A 20,329-nucleotide genomic window follows, 5' to 3' on the forward strand; every position below is an offset into this window, starting at 1 on the left:
TACCCGGATTGTTACCCGAATTTTTACTAATTACACCCCTCTTTCTGTGTAAAGCCTTTGTAGGAGCGGCTTTAAAGTCGTGGAGAATACGAGACTCGAACTCGTCACCTTTAGACTGCCAGTCTAACGCTCTAGCCAGATGAGCTAATTCCCCTGAAAGTTTTGCAATGATACAAAAAATTTCATCATGGCGAAACTCTTATAACTAAAAATTAATACTTCCTTTTTCGGCTACCAAAGAGAAAAACATGAGGAACTTTGTTGCCAAATTGTGGAATTATGTACTTTCCTTTTTCAAATTCTTCGTTATGCCGGAAGCATGCATACGGCGACCAATCATATTCCTGGAAAGACCGTAATGATAAATTGGCTTTTAATATTCCCGCCAAAACCTCGGAAGTTGGGTGATTCCACATCACGTATTGCTGTAACAAATCGGCTTTTTGATCTGCGTAAGTTCCTTCGTAGGTTTCAACAATCGGTTTTTCGTTGAAATAATTATACTTCACATGGGTAAAATCGTCATCGAACATCCACACTACCGGATGAAATTCCACAAAAACAAATTTCCCGCCGGGTTTTAGAAAATGCGAAATTACTTGCGCCCATTTTTCCAAATCCGGAAGCCAGCCAATCGTGCCATAACTTGTATAAACGATGTCGAATTTTTTGTCTAAGATTTTTGGCAATTCATAGACATCAGAAACCAAAAAATGTGTATCAGTCTCACATTTTTCTGCTAAATCTTTCGCCGCTTCAATTGCTTTGTCCGATAAATCGATGCCTGTAACCTTCGCCCCCATTCTTGATAGCGAAATAGAATCTTGCCCGAAATGACACTGAAGATGAAGGATTTCTTTCCCCGAAACATCTCCCAAAAACTCCAGTTCAATGGAATTCAAAGAAGTTCTCCCCTTGAGAAATTCATCAACAAAATAAAAATCGGATTTCAGATGTGGTTCTACTTTGGCGTTCCACGATTTCCTGTTGATTTCGAGATAATTTTCCATTATAATTGATTTAAGAAATCGTCTACTGACCAAGTTTTCTGTTCGCCGCTTTCCAGGTTTTTCACGGTGATATTTCCGTCAGAAATCTCCTGTTCGCCGAAGAAAACGAGATTCGGAATCCCTTTCTTTTCAGCGTAAGTGAATTGCTTTTTGAGTTTCGCAGACTCAGGATACAATTCGGCAGAAACACCTCTCTCTCTGATTTTTTGTATAATTTTTAATGCTTCTACCGCTTCAGTTTCACCATAATTGGCAAATAAATATTTCACTGTACTTTCGCTATTTTCAGGGAAAAGTCCGAGTTCTTCCATCACCAAATAAATCCTGTCGAGACCGAAAGAAATCCCAATTCCCGGAATATTTTTCACCCCGAAAACCTCGGTAAGGTTATTGTATCTTCCGCCACCACCGATGGAACCCATTGCAACATTATTGGCTTTCACCTCAAAAATTGCTCCGGTGTAATAATCCAGTCCACGAGCGAGAGTGATGTCGAATTTTAAGTTCTCCGGAGAAATCCCCAAATCCATACATTTAGTAAGCACAAATTCCAATTCTTCAACACCTTGAAGGCCAATTTCGTTTCCTGCAAACTTCTCTTTCAATTGAAGGACATTTTCCAGAGCATCATCACTCTGGCTAAAGAGAAAATCCAGTTGATCGATTGATTCTTGAGAAATATTTTTCTCTAAAAGTTCTTTTACCACTCCTTCTTTTCCGATTTTGTCAAGTTTATCCAACGCCACCGTGAAATCAATCAGCTGATCCGAAATACCTGCAAATTCTGCCAAACCAGATAAAATTTTTCTGTTGTTGATATGCAAAGTGACCGGAATCTGCAGTTCCGCGAAAGATTTCAAATACAACTGCACCAACTCTACTTCCTGCCACAGACTTTCGCTTCCTACCACATCCGCATCACATTGATAAAACTCTCTGAAACGTCCTTTCTGAGGACGATCTGCTCGCCAAACCGGCTGAATTTGGTAGCGTTTGAAAGGGAAAACCATTTGCCCATGATTCATTGCCACAAACCTTGCGAAAGGCACCGTGAGATCGTAACGCAAAGCTTTTTCAGAAATCTGGGAAATCAGTTTCTGGGAATTTTTCGCGTTCCAATCTTCGTCTTTGGTTTTCGCCGCATAATCCCCAGAATTCAGGATTTTAAAAATCAATCGATCGCCTTCTTCACCATATTTTCCGGTTAAAGTTGAAAGATTCTCAAAACTCGGAGTTTCCAATGGCTGGAATCCAAAGAGTTCAAAATTCTTTTGTAAAGTATTGATGATCAACCTTCTGTTGATAATTTCTTTTGCGGTAAAATCGCGTGTTCCTTTTGCTAAGCTTGGCTTCATGCTGGTTTGTAATACGTAATGATTAATAAGCAATTTCGAATTGCTTTTAGGTCGCAAAATTAAGGAATTGGAAAGGATTTTTCATCACAAAAAGCCGAAGAATACCATCATCGGCTTTAATAAAATATATGGGAATTTGTGTTTTTGTGGAGTTAACGCAAAATAAAACAAGATTTTTCCCCTAAACCGATTCTATAATCTCGATAATTTCTTCGCCGTAATTTTCTATTTTATGCTTCCCAAACCCTTTGATTTCGAGCAGTTGTTCTTTTTTTCCGGGTTTATATTTCGCAATAGAACGCAATTCTTGATTGGTCGCAATAAAATATACGGGAAGTTTTTGATTTTTTGCCTTTTCGGTGCGCCAAAGTTTCAGAGAATCGAGGATTTTTATTTCATCGGAATTGAGTTCCGCATCGTGATCCAAAGTATATTTATCTGATTTGGTGTCATTTAATATATTTTTTGGATCTTCGTAATATAAAATTACCGACCAATAAGCTTCATCATCTTTTACAAAAGCCGATTCGAATTTTAGTACATTATTTTCGCGCAAAAAACGATCTAATGCAGCCTGATCTCGACCGATAAACTCATCAGACAATCTTACTTTTAAAACTTTTACTTTCATGATTTGTGTTTTTAAAAATGAAAAAATTGCTGCCAAAATCACTCATCCAAAAGACTTTGGCAGCTTAGATTATTTACCACCGAGAAGCAACATCTCATCCACTCTAATTTCGGTGATATAATGCTTGATTCCATCTTTATCGTCCCAGCTTCGGTACACTATTTTGCCTTCTACCGCGATTTCTTTGCCTTTTTCGACATATTTTTCTACGATATCAACCAATTTTCCGTTAAAAACCAAATTGTGCCATTGGGTTTCTTCCACTTTTTCGCCGAGTGCGTTGGTGTAAAAATCGCTGGTTGCGAGACTTACTTTTCCAATTCTTCCGTTTTCGAATTTTACGAATTCTACTTCTTTTCCTGTTCTACCGATTAAGGTAACTTTGTTTCTTAGTGACATGGCTTTCAAATTTTAAATTAAACTTAGAAACGGGTCTCACTGATCTTCCCCGAATCTCTGTTGCAAAGTTTCACCGGTTGGCAAAATTTAGTCGGTAAAGAACTATTTAATATCGTTTGTAGTCGTTTGAATTGAATACATTATTGATTATCAATTAATTAAAAATTGCATTTTTCTCGATTTTATGATATTAAAAGTTCCGTTTGTTCGGATTTAGCTTAAATATTAAATATATTTGTATAAAAAAATAAGCAATGCAATTGGTAAAAGTAGGTTTGTGCGCCTTTGGAATGAGTGGAAAAGTTTTTCACGCACCATTTTTAAAAGAACATCCCGGATTTTTCTTATCCGCGGTGGTCGAAAGAAACAATGAAGAATCCAGAATAAAATATCCCGAATCCACTTTGTACCGTTCGGTGGAAGATATGTTGCAATCGGATGTCGACGTGGTTGTGGTGAATACGCCCGTTCAAACCCATTATGAATATGCAAAAATGGCTCTGAATGCAGGCAAAAATGTAATCGTCGAAAAACCATTTACCATAAATGTCGCCGAAGCGCAGGAATTGGTGGAACTTGCCAATGAAAAGAAACTTTTCTTAAGCGTTTACCAAAATCGCAGATTCGATCGGGATTATCTTCAAGTTCAAAAAATTATATCTGAAGGCAATTTGGGAAACATCAAAGAAGTAGAAATTCGATTTGATCGTTTCCGGACTGATCCTAGCGGAAAAGACCACAAAGAAGATCCCGCAAAGCCTGGTTCCGGTACCTTACATGATTTGGGCGCACACCTCATCGATCAGGCGGTGCAACTTTTTGGCGTTCCCGAGAAACTTTTTGCAGATGTATTTTCCATGAAAGGTGATGCTTTTGCCAACGATTATTTCGAGATTTTGCTTTATTATAAAAATAATTTAAGGGTAAGATTAAAATCATCAGTTTTCAGCAAAGAAGCTCATTATGCCTACACGATACACGGTGACAAAGGCAGTTTCCTGCAGGAAAGAACCGATGAACAGGAAAATGAATTGGTTGCAGGAGCAATTCCCGTTTTCGCGGAAGATTGGACAAAACCTTTAACAGAAAATGATGGAATTTTAAATTATTTAAATGAAAACGCCGAACCTGAAAGAGTATTGACTAAAAGCGAACCCGGAAACTACATGAATTATTATCAGCAAATCTACGAACACATTGTTTTCGAAGAGCCGCTACCATCGCCCGGTGCCGAAGTCATCATCAACATGAAACTGATCGAAGCCGCCGAAGAAAGTTCCAAAAAAGGCCAAGTAATCACCTTTAACGATAAAAATCTTTAAAGTTTTTAAAAACTTCTTGCGAGAAGTGTCGCATTTGTTTTTAAGGGGTAAATTCTTATATTTGAAGACTTTTCCCACTCCATTTTAATACAATTTTTTATAAAAAATAATGATTCTAATTGTAGATGATGCTCCTGAAAATTTAATCTCCTTGAAAAAGGTACTCGAAAAAAATGATTTTGAGGTTGATACCGCATCATCAGGCGAGGAAGCATTGAAAAAAATTCTGAAAAAATCCTACGTTCTCATCATTTTGGATGTGCAAATGCCCGGAATGGACGGATTCGAGGTTGCGGAAGCGATTTCCGGTTATAGCAAAGCCAAAGAAACTGCTATCATATTTCTTTCTGCAGCGAGCGCAAATCTAAATTTAATTACTAAAGGATACTCTTCCGGCGGTCTCGATTATATCAGCAAACCGGTGGACATCAATATTCTTTTGCTTAAAGTGAAAACTTTTTATCGGATTTATGAGCAAAGCCGCGCGTTGAACGAAATGCAAATTGCCCTTCGCGAAGAAATCGAGTTCCGAAAAGAAGCCGAAAGAAAAAAAGACGAATTCATCAGTATCGCAAGTCATGAACTGAAAACACCGATGACGAGTATCAAAGGATACATTCAACTTTTGGAAAGAAGTTTGGATAAAGACGACATCGAAACAGTGCGAACCCGACTGCATAAAGTCCAGAATCAAGTTGAAAAACTCAATTTATTAATCGCAGATTTGCTTGATATTTCGAAAATTGAAAGCGGAAAACTGAAATTCAACAAGAAATATTTCGACTTCGACGATTTGGCTTCTAATATTGTTGAAAATCTGCAACAAGCCAATCCACAGGTTAAAATCATTAAAAAAAATAAAATTGATGCCCAAATTTTTGCCGACGATATGCGCATTGAGCAGGTGATTATCAACTTCATGACCAATGCCATCAAATACGCGCCGGATTCCGAAGAAATCCACATCAGTTCCGAACTAAAAGGGAATGATGTTTGCTTCTCGGTGAAGGATTTCGGCATCGGCATGTCGCTGGAACATCAACAAAAAATATTTGATAAATTTTACCGAATCGAAGAAACTTCCGAACGTTTCCAAGGATTGGGAATCGGTTTATACATTTGCCAGGAAATTGTCGAAAGACACAACGGAATCATCGGGGTCAACAGTATTCCCGGTGAAGGTTCGGAGTTTTATTTCACAATTCCCATAAATCCTGAAAAGGAAGAAATTAAAAACGAAAACAATGAGTTTTAAAAAAAATCTATTTTTCGGACTTGGATTATCACTTTTGCTGTTATTTATAAGTTCACTCGCCTCGTACATCAGCATCCATAATCTTATCGAAAGCTCTGAAATGGTTCGAAGCAGCAATCGGGTGATCAAAAATCTAGACAATACCCTTTCTCTGCTTAAAGACGCCGAAACCGGTCAAAGAGGATATCTTTTAACAGGAAAAAAACAATTCCTGAATCCTTATCTTGAAGCTAAAAAAAATATTGAAGTACAAGTCGATAAAGTTTCTAAGCAGATTTCCACAACGCAAACTCAAAAAGATAATTTTCAAAACCTTAAGAAAAATATCGATATGCGTTTGCAGATTTTAGACAATAATCTGAAAACCAAAACCAAGGAAAATAATATTGATCCAGAACAATTGGAACTTGGTAAAAAATACATGGATAATGTTCGGGCAACAGTTCTCAAAATGCAACAAGAGGAACAAATCATTCTTGCATCCCGCACGGAAACCATGAAGAAATTTGCTTCGTACACGCCAATTCTCATTGTACTTTCGTCCTTGCTCGCGATTTCTATTACCTTATTTTTTTTCAGAAGAGTTTCTAAAGATTTCACCGAAAAAACCAAACTTACCGAAGAAGTAGAACAAAAAAACGAAGATGCCCAAAACCGGCTGATTGCGATAGAAAAAGTAGCTGCGAAAATTTCCGCCGGTGATTATGATATTCTTTCGGATTCGGTTGCAAGAGAAAACCTTGGGAACGTAGCAGTACCATTGAATAAAATGGCGCGGTCTCTTCAATCTTCATTTAATACCCTTCAGGAGAAAGAATGGCTCAGTACCGCAATTGCTCAACTGAACGATAAAATGATGGGCGACAAAAGCATTGAAAAACTCGCTTCCGACATTCTGAATCAGCTTACTGAAAGCACAGAAAGTTCCGTAGCTGCTATTTATCTTCAAGGTGAAGATAACCGTTTGCATCTTGCCGGAAGTTATGCTTTGGCGGATCATAACTCCAGAAAACCATTGCAGATTGGTGAAGGAATTGCCGGAGAAGCGTTCCGTTCCGAAAAACAAATTGTGGTTCAAAATATTCCTGATGACGACCTCACAATAAGTTTCGCCACCGGAAATACCAAACCAAAAAACATCGTAGCAGTACCTATTACGCGCTACAATCTTCCACTTGGAGTGATCGAATTGGGAGCGATGCACGAATATTTGCCTCATCAACTTGAATTTTTAGATGCCGTTGCCGCCAATATCGGTCTTGCTTTTTTCAGTGCCCAAAGCAGAATTAAAATGCAGGAACTTCTGGAAGAAACCCAAGCACAATCCGAAGAATTACAAACACAACATTCTGAATTAGAAAACATTAATGCAGAATTAGAAGCTCAATCTCAAAAACTACTCGCTTCCGAAGAAGAACTTCGGGTACAGCAAGAAGAACTAATGCAAAGCAACCAAGAACTCGAAGAACGCACGAGTCTTTTGGAAGAAAAAAACATGCTTATCGAGCAGCATAATATCGAAATTCAGCAGAAATCCATCGAACTGGAGCAAAGTACCAAATACAAATCGGAATTTCTCGCCAATATGTCCCACGAATTGCGAACTCCGCTGAACTCTATTTTGTTGCTTTCCAAACTGATGACAGAAAGCGATGATCTCGACGAACAATATGTGGAATATGCCGAAGTGATGCAGAGTTCCGGGCAAGGACTTCTAACATTAATTGATGAAATTCTGGATCTCTCGAAAATTGAATCCGGGAAAATGACTTTGGAAATACAAGAAGTTCCTCTGGAAGAAATTACCACCGATATGAAAATGATGTTCGGTGCCGTTGCTAAAGACAAAAATCTTTCTTTAAACATCGAAACGTTACCGGAAACTACTCCACTTTTGCAAACCGACAAACTTCGATTGGAGCAAATCCTGAAAAATTTACTTTCAAACGCGATCAAATTTACCGCCGAAGGAAGTATTAATTTAAAGGTTTCTAATGACGAATCGAAACAAAAAGTAATTTTCAAAGTAATCGACACCGGAATCGGAATCGCTAAAGATAAGCTGAGAATGGTATTTGAAGCCTTTCAGCAAGCCGATGGATCTACGCAAAGAAAATACGGCGGAACAGGACTTGGTTTATCGATCAGTCGCGAATTGGCTAAACTTCTCGGTGGTGAAATTTCTTTGAAAAGTACAGAAGGCGTTGGAAGCGAATTCACCTTAACCATTCCGATAGAAATGGTGGAAAACCAAGAAACGACCAATTCAGAAGAACCAAAAACACTTCCGACGCCTCCGCAAATCGAAGAAAAACAAGAGAATAATCAACCTGAAAGATTTGTAACTCAAAAAATTCCGCAACCGATTGAAGATGATCGCGACCAAATTCAGGAAGGCGATAAAGTAATTCTGATTATTGAAGATGATACGGCTTTTGCCAAAATTCTTCGTGATTTTTCCAGAACCAAAAATTACAAAGTGCTAGTGGCTGTACGTGGCGATGTGGGAATCGAAATGGCGCAACATTTCAAACCGTTGGCAATTTTGCTCGACATTCAACTTCCAATAATGGATGGTTGGCAAGTGATGGAAGCTTTGAAATCGAACCCGCAAACCAAACCGATTCCGGTGCACATCATGTCTTCGATGAAATTTAAGCAGGAAAGTCTTCTTCGCGGAGCTGTGGATTTCATCAATAAACCTTTCGCCTTAGAACAAATGCAGGAAATTTTCATTAAACTTGAAAACGCACTGAATCGTTCACCAAAAAAGGTGCTGATCGTAGAAGAAAATGAGCAGCACGCTAAAGCTTTAAGCTACTTTTTGGCGGCCAATAATATCACCACGGATATTGTAACCAGCGTTTCCGATAGCATTGAATCTCTTCAGAATAAAGAAATCGATTGCGTAATTCTCGACATGGGCGTTCCGGACAGAACCGCTTATGATACGCTGGAAACCATTAAACAAAACAAAGGAATAGAAAATTTACCAATCATCGTATTCACCGGGAAAAATCTTTCAAAAGGAGAAGAAAATAGAATCAAAAAATACGCAGATTCTATTGTGGTAAAAACTGCTTATTCTTACCAAAGAATTTTAGATGAAGCAGGACTTTTCCTCCATTTAGTGGAAGAAAAACACAAGAAAAAACAAGATTCCAATTCCAATTACCAAGGCGAAGGCGAAATGAGAAACATCCTGAAAGGGAAAACCGTTTTGATCGCCGATGATGATGTGAGAAATATTTTCTCCCTTACCAAAGTTCTCGAAATACACGGAATGAAAGTTCTTCCGGCAATGGATGGAAAAGAAGCTTTGAAAATTTTAAATGAAAACCCAAGTATCGATGTGGTTTTGATGGATATGATGATGCCCGAAATGGACGGCTACGAAAGCATTCGCGAGATTAGATCGACTTATAAATTCAAAAATTTGCCTGTTTTGGCAGTAACTTCCAAAGCGATGATGGGCGACCGCGAAAAATGCATCGCAGTGGGCGCTTCCGATTATATTTCGAAACCTGTGGATGTAGATCAGCTGGTTTCTTTGCTACGAGTTTGGCTTTATGATAAAATTTAAAAATTCTGAGTATGAATAGCAGTAAGAAAATCCTCATCATCGATGATGACAGCAAAAATATTTTCGCGCTGAATGCAGTTTTGAAAGCCCGAAAATACCAATGTCTTTCAGCACTCAGTGCCAAAGAAGGTTTGCAACTCCTTTCAGGAAACGATTCAATTGGTGTGGTTTTAATGGATATGATGATGCCCGAAATGGATGGATATGAAGCGATCGCGAAAATGAAAAGTGATGAACAACTGAAAGAAATTCCCGTAATAGCCGTCACCGCACAAGCGATGACCGGCGACCGCGAGAAATGCCTAAATGCAGGCGCAGACGGATATTTATCCAAACCCGTCAATGTTGATGAATTGGTAAAAATGCTCAACCTTTTAATCCATTAAAAAAAGTGAACTCCGAACACAGCGACGAACATCTCGAAACCCTACTCGGCGATATCCTGGAAGTCTATGGTTATGATTTCACGGGATATTCTCGTGCTTCGCTCAAGCGGCGAATTGTGCGGCTTTATCAGCTGGATCATTTTGTGAGTTTCGCTGAATTTCGCTACAAAATAAGAACAGAACCCGGGTATTTTAAAAGATTTCTGGAAGAAGTGACGATCAATGTAACGGAAATGTTCCGAGATCCTTCTTTTTATAAAACTTTAAGAACCGAAATCCTTCCCAAACTTGGCACTTATCCGTTCATCAGAATTTGGGTTGCCGGTTGCAGTACAGGCGAAGAAGCTTATTCGATTGCGATTTTCTTGAAAGAACTTAACTTGTTGCACAAATCTTTGATTTACGCGACCGATATCAACAGTGCGGTGCTCGAAAATGCTGCTCAAGCGATGATTCCTTTAAGTAAAATAAAATTGTACACCGAAAATTATATCGCCGCAGGAGGTAGTGAACAATTTTCGGATTATTATGCCGCCAATTATTCCCTCGGGAAATTGAAAGACGAACTAAAATCAAAAATCATTTTTTCTACGCATAATTTGGTTACGGATAATTCTTTCAATGAATTTCAACTCATACTTTGTCGAAATGTGATTATCTATTTCGATAGACCTTTGCAAAATACCGTTTTTGAACTTTTCGATAATAGTTTGGAGAAGCGTGGTTATTTGGCATTAGGAACGAAAGAAACTTTGGATTTTTCATCAATTTCTAAAAATTATGAAAGATTAAAAGGAGAAAAAATTTGGCGCAAAATACATTAAAAATGGAAAATTGCAGCGCATTAATTATTGGCGGATCAGCCGGAAGCATCGAGGTTTTACTGAATGTATTGCCCGGGCTTAATTCTTTTCTGGATTTCCCAATTGTGATTGTATTGCATCGAAAATCCGGGAAGGACAATATCCTGACTGATATTTTATCCACCAAAACACAACTGCGGGTAAAAGAACTTGAAGAAAAAGAAAAAATAAAACCTTCAACCATTTATCTTGCACCTCCGAATTATCACACCTTAATCGAGGCCGATCAAACTTTTTCACTCGATGCTTCCGAGAAAGTGAATTTTTCAAGACCTTCGATCGATGTCACTTTTGAAAGTGCTGCGGAAGTTTTTAAAAATAATCTTGTCTGTTTACTGCTTTCCGGAGCCAATAACGATGGTACTGAAGGACTCAAAAAAGTAAAAGATAAAGGTGGAAAAGTGATCATTCAAGATCCCAATTCGGCCATTGTAAGGTATATGCCCGAATACGCAATAGAACACGTAAACCCCGATACAGTCTTAGATGAGACAGAGATGGCTGCACATATAAATAAGCTCTCACAAAAATGAATCCTACCACAGCAAAAAAAATATTTATCTTCGATGATAATCTGGAAATCCTGGAACTGTGCACCGAAATTCTTGAAGATTTGGGTTGCCAAGTAAAAACCTCGCCCACAACAAATAATGTAGAACAACAAGTGTTGGATTATATGCCGGATCTTATTTTCATGGATAATTGGCTTCCTGACATCAGCGGAATTGAAGCTACTAGAATGATAAAATCTAACGAAAATTTAAAAAACATACCTATTCTCTATTTTTCGGCAAACAGCAATATTGACGCATTAGCCAATGAAGCAGGTGCTGATGATTATCTTGCAAAACCTTTCGATATAGACCAATTTGAAGAAGTTGTAAAAAAATATATCGGAGCATAAGCCCTCAAAATTAATACTGATAACCCCAAGATGACCATTAAAAACAATACTCCCGAGAAAACACGACTTCATCTTCGCAATAAAAACCGTGATGCGTATGATCTGGAAGCTTTAAAAAAAGCCGTTCCCGAACTCGAGCAACACATTAAACCCAATAAATACGGCGCCGAATCCGTAGATTTTGCTAAACCTGAAGCTGTAAAATTGCTTAACCAAGCGTTGCTGAGTCATTATTACGGGATAAAAAACTGGATTTTTCCGGATGAAAATCTTTGTCCTCCAATACCCGGAAGAGCCGATTATCTTCATTATATCGCCGATCTTCTGCAACAAACCAACTTCGGAAATTTACCTGAAGGAAACAAAATTACCGCTTTAGATATCGGTGTTGGAGCCAATTGCATATATCCCATCATCGGGGTTACCGAATACGGCTGGAATTTCATCGGTTCGGATATTGATCCAAAATCTGTAGAAACTGCTAAAAAAATAGTCGAAGCAAACGACAGTTTAGCAGGCAAAATCGAGATTAAATTACAACAAAATCCCAACGCTTTTTTCGATGGAATTATTGGTGAAAACGACAAAGTAGATCTCACTTTCTGCAATCCTCCGTTTCATTCCTCTTCCGAAGAAGCAGAAAAAGGAACCCAAAGAAAATTAAAAAATCTTACCGGAAAAACCCCTCAAAAAAACACGCTCAACTTCGCCGGAATCAGCAATGAACTGATTTATGAAGGTGGAGAAGCCGCTTTTATCCATAAAATGATTCGCGAAAGCAAACAATTCGCTGAGAATGTTTTCTGGTTTTCAACTTTGGTTTCCAAACAAGGCAACCTGAAAGGAATCTACAAACTTCTGAACGAAATGGAAATTGTTCAAATAAAAACCATTCCGATGGGAACAGGAAACAAAAGCACCCGCATCATCGCATGGAGCTATCTTTCGAAAGCCAAACAACAAGAATGGCGAGAACAAAGATGGATTGGCAAAAACAAATAATCCCAATCAATTTTGTAGTATTCATGAGTAAATTCGTTGTTTTTTTATTTTAATTTTTAAAAAATCTATTCACTTTCATTAAAATGATTTTTAAAGATTAAAAATCAGCGGAAACCATCAATAATGAAGGAAAACGAAAGAAAATATTGGACAATTTGCACAGAATGTATCGGACTCGGCAAAAAAAAACGACGAATCCGAAAAAGCGTGCGACTTCGTTACCTTGCCGAATTAGAAAATTTTGAAAAATCCGGTAAACAAGGAAAACCACCCGTTCTCCCGATTCCTCATATCTATTCTTGCCCCGAATGTTTAGGTTCCGGTTTGATCGTTTCTGAAGAATTTCCCGCTCCGGATTTCGAACGATTTCCACATGTTTCGATTATTGGCGGCGGGATTGGTGGCGTTGCGCTTGCTGTGGCTTGTTTGCATCGTGGTATTCCTTTTACGCTTTTCGAGAGAGATTTAAGTTTCGATTCACGTTCGCAAGGTTACGGACTCACCCTTCAACAAGCGAGTAAAGCGATTGAGGGATTTGGAATTTTTAGTTTAAAAAAATCCGTAGTTTCTACAAGACATTTGGTTCATAATCCCGACGGAAAAGTCGTTGGCGAATGGGGAATGCGAAAATGGCTCGAAAATGCTGCCGAAAAAACACCCCGAAAAACCAATGTTCATATCGCCAGACAAGCTTTGCGTGCAGCGCTTTTGGAACAACTCGGCAATAAGAATAATATTCAGTGGAATCACCGACTTGTAAACCTTAAAAAAAATAAAACCGGAAGTTTAGAATTGCTATTTGAAAACGGCAATCATACAAAAACAATTCAAACCGATTTGGTTGTAGGAGCCGATGGAATTCGAAGTGCAGTAAGAAATTTTTTAATTAAAGATAACAGGTTTACATTAAGATATTTGAATTGTATGGTCATTCTTGGAATTTGTCCTTTGAGTGCATTGAAAAATCGGGAAAGTGAATTGCTGGATTCCGCAACGGTTTTTCAGACAGCGAATGGGCACGAAAGAATTTATGTGATGCCTTACGATTCGGAATCTGTGATGTGGCAACTCAGTTTTCCGATGGCGGAAGAAGAAGCCAAAATTTTGAGCGCAAAAGGATCATCCGCTTTAAAAGAAGAAGCCATTCGCAGAACTCCGTGGCATAATCCAATTCCAGAGATTTTATCGGCAACTCCGGAAGTTTTCGTTTCAGGTTATCCGGTGTATGACCGCGAATTATTATCACCGGAATCTTTTGAAAATGCAGGATCTATCACTTTAATTGGCGATGCAGCACATCCAATGAGTCCATTTAAAGGTCAAGGTGCAAATCAGGCGTTGTTGGATGCATTATCATTGGCTCGGGAAATTTCCAGAAATTGCAATCCATCTTCCGATTGGCGAAAAAATAGTATTCGGAAAACGGTATTAACAAAATTTGAATCGGAAATGCTGGAACGCAGCGCAATAAAAGTAGCCGATTCCGCAGCCGCCGCAGAGTTTCTACATTCTGAAATCGCTTTGTACGAAGGCGATGAACCGCGAGGAAAGGTTTTGAAAAGGAAAAAAAATCTGGGGAATTAATCCGCCATCACTTCGCCCTCTTGAACAATTTTATTTTTTAACAAAAAATAATACGTGTAAAAACATTAAAAAATCCACGTGTTTAATTTTATTTTGTAAATTTGTATTCAAATATAGCTACGATGAATACAAAACTCACTTTAACCATCGATCAATCCGTTATTGAAAGGGCTAAAAAATACGCGCGAAAAAAGGAAAGAAGTCTTTCAGATTTAATTGAAAATTACCTGAAAGCTTTAACAACTGAGGAAATTTCGAAACAAGACGAACTTTCTCCTACAGTGAAATCTTTGAAAGGTTCATTCAAAATGCCTAAAGATTTCGATTACAAAAAAGAATTATCCGAACGATTGACTGAAAAATATTTGTAATGGATAAGGTTTTAATTGATACCGACGTTATTCTTGATTTTCTGTTTGATAGAAAACCATTTTCAGAAGACGCAGCCCAAATTTTGAGTTGGTGCGAAAACAGTAAAATTCAAGGTTTTGTAACTTCAATCGTGTTGAGTAACATTTATTATCTGCTCAGAAAAACTGCAAAACATGAAAAAGTGATTGAAAATCTAAAAATGTTATTGAATATTGTTGATGTTATAACAACCAATAAAGATGCAGTTTTAGACGCTTTACATTCACAATTTAAAGATTTTGAGGATGCACTTCAGAATTTTTCTGCGCAAAACAGCAATGAAATCAAGGTAATTATTACTAGAAATAGTAAAGATTACAAAACAAGTAATTTAGCAGTAATGGAACCTGAAACTTACATTAAACTTGTCAAGATTTAGAACATTGACAAGGTTAAAGTTCAGAAATTAATCCGCCATCACTTCGCCCGATTTTCTATAAATAAAATTTCCGTAGATATGTCTTCTTGCAAAACGGCTCGGCGAATCGGCGTTCACCATTTTGATGTAAGTATTTCTTGGAACGCCGATGTATTCGTACATTTTGCCATTAAAATGCTGAATTTTTAAAATAGATTTTTCCAAATAAAAATCCTGAATAATAGATTGGGTAATGGTTTCCGTGTATTCTTCTTTGTATTTCTCCTGAGTTTCCGGGTTGATGCTCACCAGAAAATGATAAGCCTCGATTACTGATTTGCTTTTTTCCTCAGCATCCGCTTTTCCGGCTTCATCATTCACAAATTTATCGGGATGCGCATCTTTCATCGTGTTTCTATACACTGTTTTCAGGTCTTTCAGTGTTGTAGATTGATCAACTCCCAACAATTTTCGGTATTCGCCAATTCTTTTCATATTTGTATCTCTATTTTCGGGGTGCAAAATTAGGCTTTTATAATTAAATGAAAATCTGTGATTTAGATTTTGGCTAAAGCCATCTTGAAATTCAACTTTTGGCGGGCTAAAGCCCACCTCTATTGATCATTAAAAAAGCAAATGATTTTTTCAACTTAAATTTCTAAAAATTAGAAAACCCCCAATAATTCCGAAACTTGCAATTTGCAACTCGAAACCTTATCTTTGCTAATTATATAATTTTTAAGAGAATGAATTCCTTTATTGAAGAACTGAAATGGCGCGGACTTTTTGCCGACATGATGCCCGGAACCGAAGAACAACTGAACAAAGAAATCACTACCGCTTATATCGGTTTTGATCCTACCGCAGATTCTTTGCACATCGGAAGTCTTATTCAGATCAAAATTTTGGCTCATTTTCAGCAACACGGTCACAAACCTATCGCTTTGGTGGGCGGTGCAACCGGAATGATCGGTGATCCTTCGGGAAAATCCAACGAGAGAAATCTTTTAGATGAAGCGACTTTAAACCACTATGTGGATTGCTTGAAAAACCAACTTTCGAAATTTTTGAAATTCGATGGAAACGAAGCTAACAAAGCTGAATTGGTGAATAATTATGATTGGATGAAGGAATTTTCTTTCCTAGAATTCATTCGTGACATTGGGAAAAATATCACCGTAAATTACATGATGGCGAAAGAGTCGGTAAAAAAGAGAATTACCGGCGAAGGTGGCGCAGAAGGAATGAGCTTCACGGAATTTACTTACCAGCTTTTGCAAGGTTACGATTTCCTGCATTTGTATCGTGAAAAAAATGTGAAACTGCAAATGGGAGGTTCCGATCAATGGGGAAATATCACCACCGGAACAGAACTTATCCGAAGAAAAGCACAAGGAGAAGCATTCGCTTTGACGGTTCCATTAATTACCAAATCCGACGGTTCCAAATTCGGAAAATCGGAAAGTGGCGAAAATTATTGGCTTGACCCAAAGAAAACTTCGCCTTATAAATTTTACCAATTTTGGGTGAATGCAACCGATGAAGATGCAGAAAGATTCATTAAATTCTATACATTTTTAAGTAAAGAAGAAATCGAAAACTTAATTGCTGAACACAAAACTGCTCCACACGAGAGAAAACTTCAGAAGAAACTCGCCGAGGAAGTTACCGTTTGGGTTCACAACCGCGAAGAATTTGAAAAAGCAGTGAAAGCTTCGGAAATCCTTTTCGGAAAATCTACTGCAGAAGATTTGGTGAATTTGGACGAAGCTACTTTTCTGGAAGTTTTTGAAGGAGTTCCACAAAAGGAAATCGACAAAAATGAAGTGTTGGGAAGCAACGTTATCGATTTAATTTCCGAACAATCCGGATTCTTGAAATCGAAAGGTGAAGCAAGAAGGGAATTACAAAGCAACGCGATTTCCATCAACAAAGAAAAAGTGAACGATAGCTTTTCTGTATCCCAAAAAGACCTTATCGACGGAAAATTCTTATTACTGCAGAAAGGCAAGAAAAATTATTTCATCGTAAAAGCCATCTAACCAGAAATAAAAATCCGGAAAAGCAACCGAATTTTTTTTCATAGCAACATTTTAAGACGGTCCAACCGCCAATTTTTTAATTTTTAATTTTTTATTATTTTTTTAATGGTTATACTTATTTTCATCGCAGTTCTATGGTATTCAGGGCTGTTTTTCCAGACTTTTTTCCTTCACCGGTACGCAGCACATCAAACCTACAAGATGTCGAGATTTGGTGAGAAATTATGTTATGTACTCACTTGGATTACCCAAGGTTCCAACTACCTTTCTGCCTACGGTTATGGAGTAATGCACAGAATGCACCACGCATATGCAGACACTGAAAAAGATCCTCATTCACCGAAATACGACCATAACCTTTTCACGATGATGTGGCGCACCAAATCGATTTACCAGCAAATCAACCAACAAAAAGTAAAAATCGAGGAAAAATTCACCAAAAACGTCCCTCAATGGGAAAGTTTCGACAAGTTCGCAAGTTCTTGGGGTTCCCGAATTGCTTGGGCAATTGCCTACACTGCATTTTTCTATTTTTTCGCAACCGCGTGGTGGCAATGGATTTTACTTCCGGTTGCGTACATGATGGCGCCAATTCATGGGGTTATCATCAATTGGTTCGGACATATTTACGGATATGTGAATTTTAAAGTTTCAGACACCTCAAAAAACCTCTTTCACTTCGATTGGTTAATGATGGGCGAAGGTTACCACAACAATCACCACAAACATGGCGGAAGAGCCAATTTCGGTGGCGTAAGATGGCACGAAATCGATGTAACTTATTACATCATGATACTTTTGGATAAAATGAAACTCATCCAGCTAAAACCTGTAGCAAAAGTTACGAGAGAAATATAAATCAATCGTGTTTACGAAACTTTAATTTTATCAAAAATCTAAATCCTGAATTTCTTGTTCAGGATTTTTTTTGGCTTTAAATTTCAATTCAATAATTCAAATTGAATATTCATTTATAATTTTTTTACTTAGAAATTTGAAACGAATAAACTGCTTATTTTAAATTAAAAATGCAATTCAATTGTTCGCTTAGATACTCATTAATTCTTTTTTTTAACAAAGAAATTTAAAACAAATAAACAGCTTATTTCAATTTAAAAATTAATGCAAGGAAGTTTCAATTTTCATGAGAAATAACTCAGATTTTTCTGATGCCTTAATGATTACGAATGTGAATTGCACTCAATTATTATTTATAATTACTTAAAGTAAAATTTACTATTTTATTGTATTTAGTTTATTTTCAAATGTTAAAATATATTTTATTTAAAGCTAAACTTTAGATGAAAATTTTAAATATAAAAATGTTTAATTATGCTACATTTCTAGAAGGAGAAAAATTTAGGTTGAAAAATTATTGAAAATTTCATTGATAATTCTGCGTTGCAACTCCTAAAAAATAGAATATCTTTGTTCTATGGATTTACATTATTTGGTTCGCGAACCGCAAAACTTGAACTCGAAAACTCCACTTTTAATTTTACTTCACGGCTACGGTAGCAACGAAGAAGATCTTTTTTCCTTCGTCCCTACTCTACCCGAAGATTGGTTGGTTGTTAGTTTTCGTGCACCACTGAATTCGCAATATGAAGGTTATTCTTGGTACGACATCGATTTGATGAACACGGAAAACCGAATCGATATTCCACAAGCCAAAGAATCACTGAACGGGATTTTAGAAAATATTTTGAAAATCAGCAATCATTACGGTTTAACGGATAACGAAACCCATTTGTGTGGATTTTCGCAAGGAGGAATTCTGTCGTATGCATTGGCTTTAGAAAACCCTCAATTATTCTCCAAAATCGCTTGTTTGAGCTGTTATCCGGAAGAAAAACTCATGGAAAACATGGTTAAGGATAAAAAGAAACTCGAAAGACTTAGATTTTTCATTTCTCACGGAACAGAAGACGCCGTAATCCCATTGGAATGGGGCCGAAAAGCGGCTGATTTGTTGTACGATTTAAGCTGTTATTTCTCTTTCCGAGAATACATGAGCGGACACGGCGTGAACCAGAAAAACTACATGGATTTGATGGATTTCTTTAAAAAATAATGAAAAGTTGGCTGTTTCTGATTTGCGTTTCGGTACAATTTTCAGCTCAAATCACTTTAAAAGTAACGGAAATCCCTAAAGACACTCCAAAAAATGCGACCATTTACGTTGCAGGAAATTTCAATGGATGGAATCCTAATTCTACGCCATTAATTGCTGATGAAAAAGGAAATCATAGCATTACGTTGCCTGATGGAGACGGAACAATCGAATACAAATTCACCCGCGGAAGTTGGGATACCGCCGAAGGAAACGCTTCCGGAAAGGCAATTCCCAACCGTAATTCCACATTCACAGGCAAGCCACAAACCATTGAAGCGAAAATTATCTCTTGGGTAAAAACTGCCGAAAAAGCCAGTACTGCAGCCAAAAACGTTCGCTTGATTAGCGATTCATTTCTGATTCCGCAACTCGGAAGAACAAGAAAAATCTGGATTTATCTTCCACCTGATTACGAAACCGGGAAGAAAAAATATCCTGTAATCTACATGCAAGACGGGCAAAATCTTTTCGACAATTCCACTTCGTTTTCAGGAGAATGGGAAATCGATGAAACTTTGAACAAACTTTTTTCTAAAGGCGATTCCGGAGCAATTGTAGTAGGAATTGATAATGGTGGAAACCATCGAATTGATGAATATTCGCCATGGAAAAATCCAAATTACGGCGGTGGAGAAGGTGATTTGTACGCAGATTTTTTAGCAAAAACATTAAAACCGTTCATTGACAAACACTATAGAACAAAAAGAGGAAAAAATCATAATGCACTGATTGGAAGTTCTTTAGGAGCATTAATTTCTAATTATTGCGGCATAAAATATCATCGTATTTTTTCAAAAATCGGCTCTTTCAGTCCGGCTTACTGGATTGTCAACGAAGAATTTAATCATTACATTAAAAATTCTGATGCAAACTTGTCGAAAACACGAATTTATTATGTTGCTGGTTCTAGCGAAAGCAAGAACATGACAAAAGATCTGGAAACCGTAAAAAACAACTTGGAGAAAAAAGGTTTGAAGCCTGAAAACACTCTTGTGAAAATAGATTCCTATGGTAACCATAATGAAAATTACTGGAAAGGAGAATTTGCAGAAGCATATCAATGGCTTTTCAAAACTTCAAACACAAAAGTGAAAAAGAGAAAGTAGTA

General features: G+C 37.4%; 20 protein-coding genes and 1 tRNA gene. 15 read left to right on the top strand and 6 right to left on the bottom strand.

The features are described 5' to 3' along the window. Positions 1-80: 80 nt before the first annotated feature. The 5 genes from H0S70_RS07330 to H0S70_RS07350 form a co-directional block, all read right to left on the bottom strand. Positions 81-154, bottom strand: a tRNA-Ala gene (locus tag H0S70_RS07330). A gap of 58 nt (positions 155-212) precedes the next feature. Beyond that, complete coding sequence (locus H0S70_RS07335; RefSeq protein WP_188320342.1) at positions 213-1,010, bottom strand: class I SAM-dependent methyltransferase; 798 nt, start codon at positions 1,008-1,010, stop codon at positions 213-215. Then, positions 1,010-2,365 (bottom strand): histidine--tRNA ligase, encoded by a 1,356-nt coding sequence (hisS, locus tag H0S70_RS07340; protein ID WP_188320343.1) that lies wholly within the window; start codon positions 2,363-2,365, stop codon positions 1,010-1,012. The genes H0S70_RS07335 and hisS overlap by 1 nt, the downstream gene beginning before the upstream one ends. A 181-nt stretch (positions 2,366-2,546) precedes the next feature. Beyond that, positions 2,547-2,996, bottom strand: a complete 450-nt coding sequence (locus tag H0S70_RS07345) for an HRDC domain-containing protein (protein ID WP_031502740.1) — start codon at positions 2,994-2,996, stop codon at positions 2,547-2,549. 69 nt (positions 2,997-3,065) lie between these two features. Next, a complete protein-coding gene (locus H0S70_RS07350; RefSeq protein ID WP_123248568.1) occupies positions 3,066-3,395 on the bottom strand; it encodes a single-stranded DNA-binding protein in 330 nt (109 codons plus the stop codon). A 254-nt stretch (positions 3,396-3,649) separates the two neighbouring features. Between H0S70_RS07350 and H0S70_RS07355 the strand changes: the two genes are divergently transcribed. The 11 genes from H0S70_RS07355 (at position 3,650) to H0S70_RS07405 (ending at position 15,084) form a co-directional block, all read left to right on the top strand. Beyond that, the gene (locus H0S70_RS07355) at positions 3,650-4,717 is read left to right on the top strand and encodes a Gfo/Idh/MocA family oxidoreductase (protein ID WP_188320344.1); all 1,068 of its coding nucleotides are present in this window, start codon (positions 3,650-3,652) and stop codon (positions 4,715-4,717) included. Between the two features lie 109 nt (positions 4,718-4,826). Beyond that, the gene (locus H0S70_RS07360; protein WP_188320345.1) at positions 4,827-5,972 is read left to right on the top strand and encodes a hybrid sensor histidine kinase/response regulator; all 1,146 of its coding nucleotides are present in this window, start codon (positions 4,827-4,829) and stop codon (positions 5,970-5,972) included. After that, entirely contained in the window at positions 5,962-9,555 is a 3,594-nt protein-coding gene (locus tag H0S70_RS07365) for a response regulator (RefSeq protein WP_188320346.1), read from the top strand. Before H0S70_RS07360 ends, H0S70_RS07365 begins: the two co-directional genes overlap by 11 nt. An 11-nt stretch (positions 9,556-9,566) precedes the next feature. Then, positions 9,567-9,941: a response regulator gene (locus H0S70_RS07370; protein ID WP_123248564.1), complete on the top strand. Its 375-nt coding sequence runs from the start codon at positions 9,567-9,569 to the stop codon at positions 9,939-9,941. 5 nt (positions 9,942-9,946) lie between these two features. After that, a complete protein-coding gene (locus H0S70_RS07375; RefSeq protein WP_123248563.1) occupies positions 9,947-10,765 on the top strand; it encodes a CheR family methyltransferase in 819 nt (272 codons plus the stop codon). A gap of 2 nt (positions 10,766-10,767) precedes the next feature. Continuing rightward, positions 10,768-11,337, top strand: coding sequence for a chemotaxis protein CheB (locus H0S70_RS07380; protein ID WP_188320347.1), 570 nt, complete (start codon positions 10,768-10,770; stop codon positions 11,335-11,337). After that, the gene (locus H0S70_RS07385; protein ID WP_188320348.1) at positions 11,334-11,708 is read left to right on the top strand and encodes a response regulator; all 375 of its coding nucleotides are present in this window, start codon (positions 11,334-11,336) and stop codon (positions 11,706-11,708) included. Before H0S70_RS07380 ends, H0S70_RS07385 begins: the two co-directional genes overlap by 4 nt. Before the next feature lie 30 nt (positions 11,709-11,738). Next, positions 11,739-12,710: a 23S rRNA (adenine(1618)-N(6))-methyltransferase RlmF gene (gene rlmF, locus H0S70_RS07390; RefSeq protein WP_188320349.1), complete on the top strand. Its 972-nt coding sequence runs from the start codon at positions 11,739-11,741 to the stop codon at positions 12,708-12,710. A gap of 123 nt (positions 12,711-12,833) precedes the next feature. Continuing rightward, on the top strand, positions 12,834-14,294 hold the full coding sequence (locus H0S70_RS07395; protein ID WP_188320350.1) for an FAD-dependent oxidoreductase: 1,461 nt from the start codon (positions 12,834-12,836) through the stop codon (positions 14,292-14,294). A gap of 122 nt (positions 14,295-14,416) precedes the next feature. Beyond that, positions 14,417-14,665, top strand: coding sequence for a DUF6364 family protein (locus tag H0S70_RS07400; RefSeq protein WP_188320351.1), 249 nt, complete (start codon positions 14,417-14,419; stop codon positions 14,663-14,665). Next, positions 14,665-15,084: a type II toxin-antitoxin system VapC family toxin gene (locus tag H0S70_RS07405; RefSeq protein ID WP_188320352.1), complete on the top strand. Its 420-nt coding sequence runs from the start codon at positions 14,665-14,667 to the stop codon at positions 15,082-15,084. Before H0S70_RS07400 ends, H0S70_RS07405 begins: the two co-directional genes overlap by 1 nt. A gap of 27 nt (positions 15,085-15,111) precedes the next feature. On the opposite strand, the gene H0S70_RS07410 is transcribed toward H0S70_RS07405, so the two are convergent. Further along, the gene (locus H0S70_RS07410) at positions 15,112-15,558 is read right to left on the bottom strand and encodes a KTSC domain-containing protein (RefSeq protein ID WP_123905200.1); all 447 of its coding nucleotides are present in this window, start codon (positions 15,556-15,558) and stop codon (positions 15,112-15,114) included. A 251-nt stretch (positions 15,559-15,809) separates the two neighbouring features. On the opposite strand from H0S70_RS07410, the gene tyrS reads away from it, so the two are divergent. The 4 genes from tyrS to H0S70_RS07430 all read left to right on the top strand — a co-directional run bounded on the left by tyrS (position 15,810) and on the right by H0S70_RS07430 (position 20,327). Continuing rightward, positions 15,810-17,105 (top strand): tyrosine--tRNA ligase, encoded by a 1,296-nt coding sequence (gene tyrS / locus H0S70_RS07415; protein WP_188320353.1) that lies wholly within the window; start codon positions 15,810-15,812, stop codon positions 17,103-17,105. A gap of 105 nt (positions 17,106-17,210) precedes the next feature. Continuing rightward, positions 17,211-17,963, top strand: coding sequence for an acyl-CoA desaturase (locus H0S70_RS07420; RefSeq protein ID WP_123905202.1), 753 nt, complete (start codon positions 17,211-17,213; stop codon positions 17,961-17,963). Positions 17,964-18,540: 577 nt separating this feature from the next. Further along, positions 18,541-19,179, top strand: a complete 639-nt coding sequence (locus tag H0S70_RS07425) for an alpha/beta hydrolase (RefSeq protein WP_188320354.1) — start codon at positions 18,541-18,543, stop codon at positions 19,177-19,179. Beyond that, entirely contained in the window at positions 19,179-20,327 is a 1,149-nt protein-coding gene (locus tag H0S70_RS07430; RefSeq protein WP_188320355.1) for an alpha/beta hydrolase-fold protein, read from the top strand. The genes H0S70_RS07425 and H0S70_RS07430 overlap by 1 nt, the downstream gene beginning before the upstream one ends. Positions 20,328-20,329: the final 2 nt, after the last annotated feature.

This window comes from Chryseobacterium manosquense (genome assembly GCF_014623485.1).
GTDB classification, from domain to species: Bacteria; Bacteroidota; Bacteroidia; order Flavobacteriales; family Weeksellaceae; genus Kaistella; species Kaistella haifensis.

Excerpts from the sequence above, each read along its gene's own strand:
- H0S70_RS07335 (WP_188320342.1), bottom strand. The coding sequence starts at position 1,010 with ATGGAAAATTATCTCGAAATCAACAGGAAATCGTGGAACGCCAAAGTA.
- hisS (WP_188320343.1), bottom strand. The coding sequence starts at position 2,365 with ATGAAGCCAAGCTTAGCAAAAGGAACACGCGATTTTACCGCAAAAGAA.
- H0S70_RS07345 (WP_031502740.1), bottom strand. The coding sequence starts at position 2,996 with ATGAAAGTAAAAGTTTTAAAAGTAAGATTGTCTGATGAGTTTATCGGT.
- H0S70_RS07350 (WP_123248568.1), bottom strand. The coding sequence starts at position 3,395 with ATGTCACTAAGAAACAAAGTTACCTTAATCGGTAGAACAGGAAAAGAA.
- H0S70_RS07355 (WP_188320344.1), top strand. The coding sequence starts at position 3,650 with ATGCAATTGGTAAAAGTAGGTTTGTGCGCCTTTGGAATGAGTGGAAAA.
- H0S70_RS07360 (WP_188320345.1), top strand. The coding sequence starts at position 4,827 with ATGATTCTAATTGTAGATGATGCTCCTGAAAATTTAATCTCCTTGAAA.
- H0S70_RS07365 (WP_188320346.1), top strand. The coding sequence starts at position 5,962 with ATGAGTTTTAAAAAAAATCTATTTTTCGGACTTGGATTATCACTTTTG.
- H0S70_RS07370 (WP_123248564.1), top strand. The coding sequence starts at position 9,567 with ATGAATAGCAGTAAGAAAATCCTCATCATCGATGATGACAGCAAAAAT.
- H0S70_RS07380 (WP_188320347.1), top strand. The coding sequence starts at position 10,768 with ATGGAAAATTGCAGCGCATTAATTATTGGCGGATCAGCCGGAAGCATC.
- H0S70_RS07385 (WP_188320348.1), top strand. The coding sequence starts at position 11,334 with ATGAATCCTACCACAGCAAAAAAAATATTTATCTTCGATGATAATCTG.
- rlmF (WP_188320349.1), top strand. The coding sequence starts at position 11,739 with ATGACCATTAAAAACAATACTCCCGAGAAAACACGACTTCATCTTCGC.
- H0S70_RS07395 (WP_188320350.1), top strand. The coding sequence starts at position 12,834 with ATGAAGGAAAACGAAAGAAAATATTGGACAATTTGCACAGAATGTATC.
- H0S70_RS07400 (WP_188320351.1), top strand. The coding sequence starts at position 14,417 with ATGAATACAAAACTCACTTTAACCATCGATCAATCCGTTATTGAAAGG.
- H0S70_RS07405 (WP_188320352.1), top strand. The coding sequence starts at position 14,665 with ATGGATAAGGTTTTAATTGATACCGACGTTATTCTTGATTTTCTGTTT.
- H0S70_RS07410 (WP_123905200.1), bottom strand. The coding sequence starts at position 15,558 with ATGAAAAGAATTGGCGAATACCGAAAATTGTTGGGAGTTGATCAATCT.
- tyrS (WP_188320353.1), top strand. The coding sequence starts at position 15,810 with ATGAATTCCTTTATTGAAGAACTGAAATGGCGCGGACTTTTTGCCGAC.
- H0S70_RS07420 (WP_123905202.1), top strand. The coding sequence starts at position 17,211 with ATGGTTATACTTATTTTCATCGCAGTTCTATGGTATTCAGGGCTGTTT.
- H0S70_RS07425 (WP_188320354.1), top strand. The coding sequence starts at position 18,541 with ATGGATTTACATTATTTGGTTCGCGAACCGCAAAACTTGAACTCGAAA.
- H0S70_RS07430 (WP_188320355.1), top strand. The coding sequence starts at position 19,179 with ATGAAAAGTTGGCTGTTTCTGATTTGCGTTTCGGTACAATTTTCAGCT.